At 39.6% G+C, this 14,188-nt stretch carries 9 protein-coding genes; all 9 read right to left on the bottom strand.

What is annotated here, in order from left to right:
- On the bottom strand, positions 1-2,718 hold the full coding sequence (locus AS888_RS10640; RefSeq protein WP_061142137.1) for an alpha-mannosidase: 2,718 nt from the start codon (positions 2,716-2,718) through the stop codon (positions 1-3).
- A 931-nt stretch (positions 2,719-3,649) separates the two neighbouring features.
- Positions 3,650-6,271 (bottom strand): CHASE3 domain-containing protein, encoded by a 2,622-nt coding sequence (locus tag AS888_RS10635; RefSeq protein ID WP_445260760.1) that lies wholly within the window; start codon positions 6,269-6,271, stop codon positions 3,650-3,652.
- Between the two features lie 683 nt (positions 6,272-6,954).
- Positions 6,955-7,962 carry a C40 family peptidase gene (locus tag AS888_RS10630; protein ID WP_061142135.1) on the bottom strand — a complete coding sequence of 336 codons (1,008 nt, stop codon included), beginning with the start codon at positions 7,960-7,962 and terminating at the stop codon, positions 6,955-6,957.
- Positions 7,963-8,065: 103 nt separating this feature from the next.
- Positions 8,066-9,130 (bottom strand): dipeptide epimerase, encoded by a 1,065-nt coding sequence (locus AS888_RS10625; RefSeq protein WP_397251494.1) that lies wholly within the window; start codon positions 9,128-9,130, stop codon positions 8,066-8,068.
- A gap of 26 nt (positions 9,131-9,156) precedes the next feature.
- Entirely contained in the window at positions 9,157-10,320 is a 1,164-nt protein-coding gene (locus AS888_RS10620) for a DUF819 family protein (protein ID WP_061142133.1), read from the bottom strand.
- 72 nt (positions 10,321-10,392) lie between these two features.
- Entirely contained in the window at positions 10,393-10,713 is a 321-nt protein-coding gene (locus AS888_RS10615; RefSeq protein ID WP_061142132.1) for a DUF3870 domain-containing protein, read from the bottom strand.
- A gap of 708 nt (positions 10,714-11,421) precedes the next feature.
- A complete protein-coding gene (locus AS888_RS10610) occupies positions 11,422-11,802 on the bottom strand; it encodes a DUF1878 family protein (RefSeq protein ID WP_061142131.1) in 381 nt (126 codons plus the stop codon).
- 601 nt (positions 11,803-12,403) lie between these two features.
- The gene (locus tag AS888_RS10605) at positions 12,404-12,901 is read right to left on the bottom strand and encodes a GNAT family N-acetyltransferase (protein WP_061142130.1); all 498 of its coding nucleotides are present in this window, start codon (positions 12,899-12,901) and stop codon (positions 12,404-12,406) included.
- 176 nt (positions 12,902-13,077) lie between these two features.
- Entirely contained in the window at positions 13,078-13,971 is an 894-nt protein-coding gene (locus tag AS888_RS10600) for a DMT family transporter (RefSeq protein ID WP_061142129.1), read from the bottom strand.
- Between the last annotated feature and the right edge of the window lie 217 nt (positions 13,972-14,188).

The raw sequence follows: 14,188 nt of genomic DNA, 5'->3' as shown, positions 1-14,188 counted from the left end.
TCACTCCTTCACTTGCCAACCAAGGCTTATGATTTCAAACGGTTTTACTTTTTCTTGAATTTCCGTATTGCCAAAAGGTTCTTTCACATTCTCAACGATAGTACTTTTATAGCCATTTATTCCTTGCGATGGTTGAGCATTTACCATTGTTGCTTCTTCAGAAGTATTGAACCATCGGGCAATTACATCATCTCTTTCCTCCGCTAACTTGATAGAAGAGATGGCTAATGATTTACCTTCCCAAGTAAAAAATTCCTTTTCGGTTGGAAGTGCCCCTTCATGGATATCTGTTTGTACAGCAATCACAGGCACTTGGAAGTCATACGCCGCTTTGAATACTTCTGACTCAACGACTGTATCTTGGTGAGGGATGACCATCCATTCTGCTTGATATGTTCCAATGCACTGAGCTTCTGGTGTCGGGAAAAGACCCCAATCCCCTAACTCAGAAGTGGAACGGAGAATCGTAACGGCTATTGTTTGTTGCTCCTCAAGGATTTCATACTCATGTAATCCTTTATTCGCAATTGTCATCCCATGTTTCCCATCCGTTACACTTACAAATGCCTGTTGATGATGATCAAAACTAGGATTGTCCCACTCCCTTTCCGGTATATTAGGACGTTTGGCCACTTCAAAAATACTGTCTGCATAGTGCTCATTCGTATGTAGATTAGTTGGAAAAAGAACACGCAGACGATGATCCTTTGCTTGATTTTCAATTGTCACCTTAACTGAAGGTCCCTTCGCTTTTTCATCTAACTGAATTCGAGTAGTTAAGCGAATGGTTACATTTTCGGAAGATCTGCCTGACAGCCGGTCCTTATGCCAAACCAATAGTGCCTTTTCTCGTTGAAACGATTCATCGGCCTCTTTTGGAATCTCCCACTCATGAACAAGTTCCATAACTGTACGTACTGGATGGTCTTCTACGACTCGTATCTCCGCTTTCAAATCTTTCGTTGTAAGTGGAACTTCACCATTTGGCTTCCTGAACATATATTCATTTCCAATGTCCCCGCTATTTTCATAAATTCCGAGATTTTTAAATACTTTCCCAGTCTGCTTGTCAGTCAATGTATACGAACCATTTTCATGAACAAACAAATGAACAAATTCATTCTCCAATTCACGAACACATGGATTGATCGGTGGCTGTTCATTCAACTTGGTTCCCTTGGCCGGTTTGAGATAATATGTTTGATATCCATAACCCGGAAGAGATTGAGCCAGGAATGTTAATTTGATGATTCTTGCATAATAAGGACGCCGGAAGCCATCTCCTGGTAACTCATATCCAAACCGGGTCCCAAGGTCCTTTGTTTTACAAGCAAGTATCTTGCCGCTTTTATCAACCAAATTAATATCAGGCAAATCCTTCGAACCAAGGAAAGCTGGAATCTCTGAAAAAGGCATATCTGAAAAATAGACTTTTTCTAATTCAATTTCCTTTTCGATAACCACATCTCGTCGATTTCCTGATGTGTTAAAAACAACAACTGGAATCATGTCCTCATCAACAAGACTATGTTTCGTTGAAATATGAGATACAACTTCATTGGCCTTATCCTCGACAATGGATGATGCAACCTGCTGAACCTTCTCAAAGCGAGTTACCATTTCTCGATGCACTTCATCTACACTACAACCGCAAATACTGTCATGGGGATGGTTTTCCATCAAAGTTTTCCACGCATATCGCAAATAATCACGTGGATATTCATGACCAAGGATGAATGAAAAAACGGATAGCGGCTCAGCCACTTTTTCTAAAAGCGTTTGACACTCTTGATTCATCTGCTTTAAATAGATACGGGCGGAGGCTGTATTTACAAGAGTGGACCACCCATCTGTACGTTGATTCCGCAGTTCTCCCGTAATCGTCTGGAGCTGTTCTGGTAATGCTTTCTGCAGCGCTTCCATATAATCATCAAAATTGGAGTGTACAAACGTGATATCCGGAAAAAGTTCTTCAGCCACCTTGATTGCTTCTCCTACATCCACTTGAATTGGCTGATGATCACAACCATTCATGAAAAGAAGATTTGCTGTTGAAGAATATTTCTTGGCATCCGCTAGTTTTGTTTCCCAATACTTTCTCGCAGTCTCTCTTTCCACTGGTACTTCATTGCCGTTTGAATACCAATTCGCAAACAACACACCAAGCACCGCCGAACCATCCGGCGACTCCCACTTAAGTTCTGAAAAAGGAGATTCAAATGATTTCGCATCGCTCACCATATTATTGAATCCGGTCGGCTTTACACCTCTCCCAAACGCGGCAGTATTGATATTAGCTTGCTGAAGCATTTGAGGCGCTTGCCCGTAAATGCCGAATGTATCCGGGAAGTAGCCTACCTTTGACACAGCACCGTATTCCTTTGCCGCTTGCAATCCATATAACATATTCCTGACATTCGCTTCCGAGCTTGTTAAAAAGGCATCCTGTAACACATACCACGGACCGATATGAAGCTTTTGTTCTTGTATGAGCTTCTTAATCCATTCCTTTTTGTCAGGACGAATTTGGAAATAATCATCCAAGATAATCATCTGTCCATCCAAGTGAAAGCTCTTGAAATCTTCCCCCTTTTCAAATAGATCGATAAGTGTATCCATTAATTTCACTAAGTGGTAGCGATGCTTTTCAAAAGGCATATACCATTCCCGATCCCAATGGGAATGAGAAATAATATGCGCAGTAGTCTTACATTCCATCTTGTTTCCCTCCTATATCTTAATCCTTCGACAGGAAAGTAGCCGCCAGAGCACCCTTCGGTCACGTCCATGTACCCTGACACTTTTTCCTATCTCATTCATTAGCCAGCTTGGTGAAAATGATAATAAGTCATCACCTACTACGAACAGCCAACCCCATTAGGAAAGCGCTATCAATATTTTCTTAGGATGACCTTGCCACGATTTAGATTATGTGGATTTAGTGCCTTCACTTATTTCTAATCCAGGAGAAGCGGAGTCCCTATAACGGTATGGAACTGCTGCATCGAATTCTTTCACACACGAGGCAATCTATCGGTATCGGAACCACCCGGTGCTAGGACGACTTCACCTCTTGTACATATTTCAATCGCTATAATCGTTCTTATATGTTGCCTATAGCCGTTTTCATGTACAATCTCCTTCTTCTATTTTTCTTCACATTAACGATATGTTTCAGAAAGTCAATAGTCAATCACCACAGAGAAAGTGATAAGCTTTTTCCATATAATCTATAATTTATCCATAATTTATAATAATTCATTTTTTACATGTGAACCCCTGTTCGATAAAAGATCCAAAGAGCCGAGCAGTAGCTTCTGGCAACATCAATCTGCATTATTGCACCCATCACCCGGAGCTATAAAAATGGCATTCCACAGTAAATGAAGTGCACCCCCATTGTTAGACACATATCTAAGGGGCATGCCGACAAAACGCAAAGACTCTAATACAATTTCCCCGAATAAAAAGCCCTGAATGTTCTACGCTAGGTAGAACATTCAGGGCTTTTTTTGAGTTGTATTTGGAAAATACAACGTAAAATATATGCAAATTATCGGTCAAACTGAGAGAAATAGAATCAAAATATACTTATCATCCTAGGTCTGATAGTTCATGGACTTGATTTTGCAAACTTACCGTAAATCTCTTACTTTGTCATCCAAACATGCATCACCGAAAACAGCTGTTCCAATTTCAATGGTTTGCTAATATAGTCTGACGCACCTGATTCCAGGCATTTTTTCCGGTCATCTTTCATCGCCTTTGCAGTCAGGGAGATAATCGGAAGATCCGCGAATTCTTTTATGTCACGAATCCGCTTCATCGTTTCGTACCCATCCATCTCAGGCATCATGATATCCATCAAAATGAGGTCTATCCCTTTATTTTTGTCTAGTACATCCAGGCATTCCAGGCCATTATTCGCAATCAGGATCTTCATCCCTTTACTTTCAAGAGCTCTTCTTAATGCAAAAATATTACGGTGATCATCATCGGTGATCAAAACCGTCTTGCCATAGAAAACATTATTTTCATCGGCCAATTCTTCATTTGACTTGGTATGTTCCACTTCCGGAACTGCCGCTATTGCTGTATTAGACTGTTCAAGAGTTGCTGCTACTTCTGCGGATGCTTGTAAAAATGTTTCACGTGAGATACTTTCTTCGGTAATACTCGGAATGAGAAGAGCGAACGTACTTCCTTTCCCTTCTTCACTATCAAGCTGGATTCTGCCACCTAAAAGTTTTGCAAATTCAGTGCTGATGGACAACCCTAGACCTGTACCGCCATATTTTCTACTCGTAGCTCCTTCTCCTTGTTGGAATGCTTCAAAGATCAGGGCATGTGTTTCTTTTGGAATGCCAATTCCCGTATCCGTAACCGAAATCTCTAGCCAATAATCGACACCCGTGTAGTTCACATTCGTCAGCACTTTCTTGATTTGGACGGATACAGAACCCTTCTCTGTGAACTTGAAGGCATTCGAGAGCAGATTTTTAATGATTTGCTGGAAACGCTTCTCATCGGTTTGGAAAATGGTCGGTACATCCGGGCTCATAGTTATATGAAAGTTAAGGCCCTTCTGATTCGCAATATGTGAAAAATTCCTCTCTAAACTGGCAGGAAGTTCACTTATATTCACTTCACTTAGCGTAAGCTCAAGCTTTCCAGCTTCAACTTTTGAAAGATCTAGAATATCATTGATCAAGTTTAACAAGTCTTGCCCAGAAGAATGAATGACTCCAGCAAACTCTAATTCTTCTTCTGATAGAGAACGCGTGTTATTTTCAGTAAGCATCTCGGATAGGATCAAAATACTATTTAACGGAGTGCGTAGTTCATGAGACATATTCGCCAGGAATTCCGATTTGTATTTAGAACTAATCGTAAGCTGTTTCGCCTTCTCTTCAAGATCTTTCTTTGCGATTTCAAGATCTCTTGACTTTTCTTCCGCTTCTTGTGAACGATTTTTCAGCTGCTCATTGATCATCTGTAATTCTTCTGACTGCATCTGCAGTTCCTCAGACTGACTCTGCATTTCTTCAGATTGTGCCTGAAGTTCTTCGGTCATCGCCTGAGATTCAGTTAATAATCGTGCAATCTCCATGCGATCAATGACACTATTGATGGTTAACCCGAATGTTTCAAGTACAGTATCTATAAAAGCGATATGCTGCTCCGTAAATTCATTAAGGCTCGCAAGTTCAAATACGGCGATGACTTCCCCTTCATGAATGATTGGAGCGATCAGAATACTTCTCGGCTTTGTTTCTCCTAATCCAGAAGAAATCAACTGATAGTCTGCTTCCATTCCATTGATCACTTGTATTCGTTTTTCAAGTGCACATTGTCCGATCAAGCCTTGTCCGAGGTTGAAACTCTCTCTTCCTGCATCATCCACGGAATCTGCAAAGGAAGCCTTTTTTACGAACTTAGTCCCTTTCTCTTTTCCTTCTTTACTATAAAAAGCTCCAAATGATGAACCCGTTATTTTAGCGGCACCGGATAGGAATGTCTCCGCAAGGTTCTCCAATGAAGATATGCCTTGGTTGTTACTTACGACTTTTGTAACATTCGTTTGCAGCCAATCCCGTTCTTCAAATGAATTCAGAAGTTCGTTCGTCGCTTCTCCAAGATCCCGAATTTCGTCGTTGGTCTTAACGTGAATCCGCCCGCTCAAGTCACTGCCGTTCGCCATTGCACGAATGCTTGCCACAACTGCTTTTAACGTTTTGAGGATGGATCCGGATATAATCATCGCTAGGACAACAGATGCAATGATGACGAAGGCTAACATGCTAAAGAGACCAATTTTCAGATTCAGGTTCTGCTCGTTCAAACTCTCCGCACGTTGTTCCGTAAGCGCTTTTTCCTTATTTCGGAAGGTTTCAAATTGGATCAAGACGTTATCGATTTCTTCTTTTCCCCGTTCTTCTTTAAAAAATTCGCGAATACCCGCTGTATCGTTCTGCTCCTTCAGCTTAATGAACGGATCACCTGCGACCGCTACCCATTGCTTGATGTTTTCATTAATCGAATCAAGCACTTTTTGCTGTTTCGGATTGTCGGACAGAAGCTCCCTAAGTGCATTGTAGTCTTTTCTCAATTGGGAACGCGTCTCATTATACGGCTCTAAATAGCTCTGCTCTCCCGTAATAATATAAGCTCGCTGACCCGATTCCAGCTTTAACAGATCTTTTTCAATTCGATTTGTGATATCTCTAACCGCGAAATCATGCTCGACGATAAAGTTTCTTTCCGTGTTCATCGTATCTAACTGCTTCATTACAGCCCAAATAGACGCAATTAAACAAATAATCACAATAATATACCCAGTAATAATCTTCTGGCGTATTCCAAATCTAAAATTACTCATCCATGCTTGCCTGCCTTTTAATAACATAATTTCTTTTAATTATAATATGTTCCACAAGATATAGATAGCTCTTGAGCATGTTATATGTTTGATAGTAGGACAAGCACTGCACGTATTCGAATGAAACACGCCAAATAGGCTTGGTGACAGGATTCTTTTTGTAGCTCGCAACTTATAACACGGCCTTTGTATGGTCCTGTTAAACATGGTTGCTTTAAAACTTTATTGTACTAAAATCAAATTCGGACTTCCTCCTTGCCCGGAACTATATGCCTGTCTTTCTATGAAACTGGATGTATGAAGTTTCCCTTTCAACAACAAAAAAAAATCCTCCCACAGTAAACCGCGAGAGGCCTTCAACGTTAAAGATCTTCACATTTTTGGTGAGCTTTCATGATTTCGTGGTCAAAAAATGGGTAGCACCTGACTTAGTCGGGTGCTACACCAAAAAATATCAATCTACTTGTTACCTTCAGCGGCACCCACACTCTTTATGGAACGATGAAGGGTAAAACTTTCTCTACAGCCTATGACGGAAGATTTACCGTCAATTTCCTTACTTCACAAATTTCTTGTTAAGGCAAATACCTTCTTGCACCTGTTAATTCCTCTATATACCCTTTAGTATTAACAGGAATGATTTCAACATTTTTCTTTGAGTTAGGCGAGTGAATCATCATACCATTTCCCGCGTACATCGCTACATGGTGTACACTTCCTTTTCCATTATCATGAGCAAAGAAAAGTAAGTCCCCCGACTGGAGATCTTCAAGTTCAACTGATACACCATTTTTTGCTTGAACACTGGAATCCCTTGGTATGGTAATTCCGTATGATTGATACATCGTAAAGGTAAATCCTGAACAATCAAAACCAAAGCCGCTCATGCCGGCCCATAAATAATGCAATCCAAGAAATCTTTTTCCCGTTTCTACTAACACTTCCCCTGTTGGCGCAGGAATTTCAGCTGTTGAGTGAAACAACTTGGCGTGTTCCTTTTTTACAAAAGCCTTTTTGCCATTTGGTTTGAGTACTTTATATGCATGTTTGGTTTCACCTTCATAGGGAAGGCGAGTATTGTAGCTAATTTCTATATTTTTTTCTTTAAAAGATGGTGATGGATAAAGAAAGGTTGTAGGTTCGGTAATCATAATAAAAGGTTGATTTTCTGCCTTTGCAAACTTTTTGCTATAGGTTAATTGGGATGCTGGCAACCAACCAGGGTATCCCAAATCATTTCTTGGGGTTGGTTGACCCGCTACAGCTACTTTCACCCATTCACCTTGTCTTTCAAGAATTGTCACTTTATTTCCGTAAAGAGCTTGAGTTTCCAGCATTCCGTCAGCGGATAATTGCAATTGCTGCTCATATGTCATAGCACTCGTCCATTTTCTCATATTCACTGGGTTGGCAGCAGATGGTTCATCAACGGGGCGTAAAATATTGGGAGCTGTCCAAAGTGTCGAAACTGAGACATCCACATAAGCGGTTTCATCCATTTTTTTCTCTTTCGTGTTTGCTTGTACATTCGAACCAAATCCTACTAGGAAAATGGCGATAATCGTTAAAATGAAATGTTTCATAATCCAAGTCCTCCTTTTTTTTGTTAACATGGTTTGAATCCTCGGAACTATCATCCAATTAAATTACTATTGCACGCTATAGTTAAAACTTCCATTACTCTACTTAGACCCGACCAATCCCAGGCAAATCCGATAATTGAATTTCTTCCCCGTGATACATAAGTACATCCGGTTTTTCCGAAAGCCAAAGCGGTGCATCAAGATCAAAATATTTCACATTTGGATGTGAGGCCGCAAAATGGGCTGCAGCTCCAACAGAAAGGGCTGGTTCCATCATGCTTCCAATCATGCAAGCGACTCCATTTGCTTCGGCGATACTCGCAATATTCCAGGCTTGTGAGATTCCACCACATTTCATCAATTTAATGTTTAATAGATCAATATATCGACCAGCGACAAGTTTCAACGTATCTTTGGTCGAAAAGAGACTTTCATCCGCCATAATTGGAAGCCCAACTCGTTCCGTGACGAATTTTAGTCCCTCCAGATCATAGCTTGCTACAGGCTGTTCGATGAATTCGATGTTAAACTTTTTTCGTTCCATCTCGTTAATCAGCTGTACCGCTTGTTTGGGTCTCCAGCCTTGGTTCGCATCGAGACGAAGCTTAATCGTTTCTGGTATTCCATCACGGATGGCTTCGATTCGTGCAATATCAAGCTCTGGATTTGCTCCAACCTTCACTTTTAAGGTCTGAAAACCATCATCAGCACTTTTGCTGGCATCAGATGCCATTTTTTCTGGTGTATCTACCCCCACTGTCATACATGTTTTCAAGTCCTTTTTATCGCCAAGAAAAGCATACAAAGGGATATTTAATAGTTTGCAATAAGCATCGTGTACAGCAATGTCAGCAGCTGCTTTGGCACTTGTATTCCCGACACAGCAGGATTGGATTCTTTGAAGGACCGTTTGAAAATGAGTAATATCAGCACCGACAAGTTCATTTTTTATTGGCCCAACTAGAGCCGCTTCAATGCCCTCTGATGAGTCTCCCGTAATGATGAAGGTTGGTGCTGCTGCCCCCTTGCCAATCATGCCATTTTCAAGCGTTAATGACACTTCGATATTTTCGATTTCGGTTGCTGTTCTTAATGCGGTTTTAAAGGGTACACGCAAGGAAACCTTACGACGCTTGACTTGTAAGTCATGTATAATCACGATACTCATTTCCTTTCCATTTTTTTATAGCCCTTTTAGAAAATACTTAATATTTTAGCAACGATCATACCAAAATAGGTTCCAAGGAATGATCCGATTAATGCCATGATCACACCAACTGGAATGAGTGCGCGGCTATATGATGCAGCTAACATTGGCGCTGATGCCATCCCGCCGATGTTCGCAAGGCTTGCCACGCCAAGTGTAAATAAATCATATTTAAAGAGTTTCCCTAACAATAGCATGATGATTAAATGGATCAACATGATCAAGAATCCAGAGACAAGATAAATCGGTGCTTGCGCAATATTTGAAAAATCCGATTGCGAGGCAATGAGTGCAACAATAACATATAGCATCACATTCGAAACATCCAATGCACCCGGAATCTTGGCAACTGGTGTTTGTCCTAAAATTAAACCGATCACGGAAGCAAGCATGATTGTCCAGCTTGTCCCATTTATTACGGCACCTATCTCGGGAAGATGCTGACCTGCAAAGGTAGATAGAGCTGAAATGAATAAACCAATACCCAATAAATACAACATATGCTGGAATTGTACTCCAGTCTTTTCTTCGGAACTTGCTGCCGCTTCCTCAAATCCTTTTTGAAGAAAGCTTGTATCCGCTTTTGTCCAGCGATTAAACTTTCCCGCAAATGGAACAAGCCAAAACATGAACATGACCCAAACCGCGTAATTAATTGTATCCATCATTAAGGCATAACCAAAGATATTCTCCGGCACTTTCAATATGCCTTGAAGGGCCACCATGTTTGCTGACCCACCTGTCCAGCTTCCTGCAAGTGCTCCAAATGCCTTCCACGTATCTTTAATATAAAAGTGTTGAAAAGCGATATAGACTACGATAAAGCCAATCATAATACTGACAACAGCTACTAAAAACCCGCCAAGCATCCGCGGTCCTAGTTTGATAATACTGCGTATGTCACACTTCAATAACATGATGGCCAGCATAGCGGGAAGCAAGGCTCCTTTTACACTGGAATAAACAGTCGCTGTGGACTCATTATCTGCAAAGAGACCACAAGTTTGCATGATCGCAGAACCGATGTAAATAAGAACTATACCCGGTATAAATTTTAAAAAGCGATTGGTATTGAATTTCTTCTCAAACGCAACCATTAAAGCTGCAAAAGCAACCAATACACTGAAATACATGAATCCATCCTGAATCATTGATATATCCTCCTTAAAAAGACAAAAAAATCCAGCCTAACAAAAAATCGTTAGACTGGATTTTGTCTAGGTTTATTTAGACAAAGCAGTTATAGCTATATATTTCTTTAGAGCATCCTGAAAAGCGACAACCATCGCCTTTTGGGAAGAACCAAAATAACGGTTGGTAATATCTTCCACAATGGACGGATCATCCACATGACGTCCAATAAAAAGTGATTGCACAAAGCGAATGGTTAAATCCACTGTCGCCGAGCAATCCACATCAATAATTTTGCCATCTCTTCGATCGACTACCAGCGCCAAAAAATATTGACTGAATTTCATGGTAATCGGGTTATTTTGTGACGACTTCGCATCACCAATTATAAAAATCGTGTCTTTTTCATACATGCCATTGAATTCCTTTCAATCATAATTCAGACGATATAAGTGACCAACAAGGAGCACTTGCAGAAGCTCATATCATGAAATCGTTTTCAAAGGAATATTAACAATATACCATCCCTTTTATTTTCAGACAATAGGAAATTATTAATTATTAGCTTTGTAGAGTAAATTTTATCAAAAATTTCACGAAAAGGAAAAACTTTTATTAATGAAGCGGGTTTCACCATATAAAATCACTGATAATTTTGCTAAAAAATAACCTATTCCATCTATTTGTATTAAGTTGGAAAGTTGAATCCGATTTTAATTACTGGTAGTCCCTTTATTTTCAAGATCTTAATTGTCTCTGAATATTTAATCTCTAATACATTTATATCGACCCCTTTAATCAAATTTTCCAATCTAAAATAACCCCAGACCACGATTGGATATCAATTCAGTAATAGTATACGAATGGATCCAACAGATAAAAAAAACTTTGCATCTAATAAGCATTTCCATATTGTTCAGGTGATTTATAACGGAGGTAGTTAATAAAGTTAAACCAATATTTTAAAATCAAAAAAGCCCCTACTCAACAAGTAGGGGTTTTCCTAAAGATAAATGCCTCATGACGGCTGCCGCACAGATCGCTTATGTATTTTTAAAAGTAGTATGAAAAAGATTTTTTATACAGCATTAAACTGTATTCACTCAACAGTTATAAAATTTTCACTTTAATTCTCGTAGTAAATAATTACATAAATCAACTAGAATATATTGATCTCTCATAGATTTAGTTAGATAAACGGGATTTACATCTATATTTACATGCAACAATGCCTTTTCAATAGTATCTATGGACACTGAAGGATTATCTCCTAGTAGTGATGCAATGCCTGCTTCATATTTGTCCTTTTGGTAAGTACCTTTCCTTTTATCTTCTAAAGCATGCAGCAAATGAAAAATTACCTTTGAATCCTTTTCACTTAAATCATGATTCATAATGAAATGAAAATATGTATATTGTTCAGGGTTATTATCCAATGCAATTGTAAGCAGTAATTTTTGATGATATTTCACCTTATTTAATTCATCTAACATATTATCCATTATAATCCACCTCTTTTATTATAAAACCCAAAGTGCAATACAACGGGGTTAGGTAGGTGTTATTGCTCTTCTAACCCTATACTACTATATTTAGGAAATTCTCTCGTTCCAAAAATGAAACGATGTATTTCACATTTCCAATTCCTTTATTCCCCTGTGTTAATTGTTATTCGTTAGTAAACTTTAATAAAATAGAGTGAGCAGGATTGAAGTAAGGTAAGCCATACTCCCTTAAGGAAACTGCATCTACAATATCAACATTGGTTAAAAGACCCTCTAGCTTTTGTTTTGGTTTAAAAACGCTATATGGTAATAATGCTGATCCATCATACTATCTTCTATCTTATCTCTGCACACCTTGCCCCAGCTAAAAGATCCTAATGAACCTGTTGGCTCCAAAAACATTGAGAAGAGGCCTCTCACAGTAAACCGTGAGAGGCCTCAACCTTAAAGGTATTCACATGTTTGATGACCTTTGAATTCCAAAATATTCTTAATGACCAAAAGAAGGGTTTAAATAGTCAAAACCGATACGCATAGATCGAGTGTTTTCACCTTTCGCCCCACTGGCTACTCTTTAATACGGACGCACCTGTACGAATCAATTCTTATCCTCTCTAAATTTGACCAAGTTGAACCAGCTGGCTCCCCCATGTTGCGATTCAGACAGGCCATGGCTAACAAACCCCAATTTTTCATAGAAAGGAACTAATTCCTGTTTACAAGTTAAAGTGATTCCCTTTCTGTCATGTTCTTCTACAAGTGATTCCATTTTCTCCATTAAAGTCTTCGCAATTCCTTGCTGCCTGGCATTCTTGGACACAGCTAACCCTAGGATGCTCTGATATCCTCCACTTTTCGGATTCTCTTTGATTTCCTCAAAAAGATCATCCGTTATATAAGGCTGATCAATGATGGGACCATTAATATAACCAAGGATTCCGCCTTCCTTTTCTGCCACAATAAAGGTGTCGGATATCAGAGTGATCCTGTCCACAAACGCTTCCCTTGTGGCAGCTTCTTCCACGGAAAACCCTTCATTCTCAATGACTATAAGCTGTTCTAAATCTGCAGCTTGAACATTTCTTAAAAAAATCATTCTGACAAAAACCCCTTTCTTAACCGGATTGATTTGCATGAGTTTTACGAGTAAACAATATTTTATCTAGAAAGCTTTCATTGATGGATAGCGGACATATCGAACCACACGGTAAACCCGGCCTTTTACTTGAAAGGGATAAAAGGCAGGGAGGAAGTTCCCCCACTGCCCTATTTTCATTTCGTTAAGATCTTCCCGTAAACTTTTCGGACATGAATGAAATTATATTCACTTACAAAGGTTGAGCCTAACAGGAGGGTGCCGCCAAAGATTTGAACGGTTGTCATATTTTCTTGTAGTAATGCAGCCGATATCAGGATCGCTACAAATGGATCCACATAGCTTAGCATGGCAATGCTTTGCCCTTTTAAATTTTCCATTCCGGAAAAAAACAACCAAAAACCAATACCTGTGTTCACAACCCCTAAGAGCAGCACAAACGGAATGGAAGTCCTTGGTGCTTCCAAAATACCCAGCCCCTCAGTGAATAATACATAAGGCAAGAGCAGGAAGGCAGTGGTGCCAAGCTGAATGATGGTAATCTCCAACATGTCGATGTTTTTAATGAATTTATTCAATAACATTAAGGCGGCGTAAAATGCAGCCGCGATCAACCCGAAAAGAATCCCCAGCAAATCTTCTCTGCCAGAGGCGCCAATACCGTTTCCGATAATCAATAACATACCGACTATCGCTACGCCAATGCAAACTACTTTTTTGATTGGCAATCGTTCTTTCAGTACGAATGGCGAGAGAACCATGACAAAGACTGGTGCAAAATAATAACCCAATGTTGCATTCGCAAGTGTTGTGTGTTCGTAGGATTGATAAAGAAAAATCCAATTCCCTCCCAAAGCGAAAGCGGAAAGAAACAAGGGAAGAGCATTGCCCTTTACGAATTTCCAAGGAATGGGCTTCCTCATCATTACAAATACGAACACTAAAAAAAGACACCCGATCGAACTGCTCAGCAAAGCTGTTTCACTCGAGGATAAATCAATGAATTTTACAACTAAACCGATCGTACCAAAGATGATCATTGATAAGATAAACTGAATGCTAGATTTCATCGTCTACTCCTTCGAATCTGCGAAACAGCTTATACATTTCGCAGATTCTTAATCTGTTTTATATATAAGCAAATACAGCTGAGTAAACGGTGGCGGCGGTGATGTCGAAACTGGCTTTGTAAGGTATGGATTTTCACATGATTTTGGCATCATGAACCTCCTAATATGCAAGAATGATAGTTTTAAGCATAATGCTTTGGTTAAACAATGGGAAGGG

The sequence above is a fragment of the Peribacillus simplex genome (assembly GCF_001542915.1).
Classification (GTDB): Bacteria; Bacillota; Bacilli; order Bacillales; family DSM-1321; genus Peribacillus; species Peribacillus simplex_B.
This window is presented reverse-complemented; position numbering and strand designations above follow the sequence as displayed.

Coding starts and splice junctions, on each gene's coding strand:
- AS888_RS10640 (WP_061142137.1), bottom strand. CDS start 2,718: ATGGAATGTAAGACTACTGCGCATATTATTTCTCATTCCCATTGGGAT.
- AS888_RS10635 (WP_445260760.1), bottom strand. CDS start 6,271: ATGAACACGGAAAGAAACTTTATCGTCGAGCATGATTTCGCGGTTAGA.
- AS888_RS10630 (WP_061142135.1), bottom strand. CDS start 7,962: ATGAAACATTTCATTTTAACGATTATCGCCATTTTCCTAGTAGGATTT.
- AS888_RS10625 (WP_397251494.1), bottom strand. CDS start 9,130: ATGAGTATCGTGATTATACATGACTTACAAGTCAAGCGTCGTAAGGTT.
- AS888_RS10620 (WP_061142133.1), bottom strand. CDS start 10,320: ATGATTCAGGATGGATTCATGTATTTCAGTGTATTGGTTGCTTTTGCA.
- AS888_RS10615 (WP_061142132.1), bottom strand. CDS start 10,713: ATGTATGAAAAAGACACGATTTTTATAATTGGTGATGCGAAGTCGTCA.
- AS888_RS10610 (WP_061142131.1), bottom strand. CDS start 11,802: ATGGATAATATGTTAGATGAATTAAATAAGGTGAAATATCATCAAAAA.
- AS888_RS10605 (WP_061142130.1), bottom strand. CDS start 12,901: ATGATTTTTTTAAGAAATGTTCAAGCTGCAGATTTAGAACAGCTTATA.
- AS888_RS10600 (WP_061142129.1), bottom strand. CDS start 13,971: ATGAAATCTAGCATTCAGTTTATCTTATCAATGATCATCTTTGGTACG.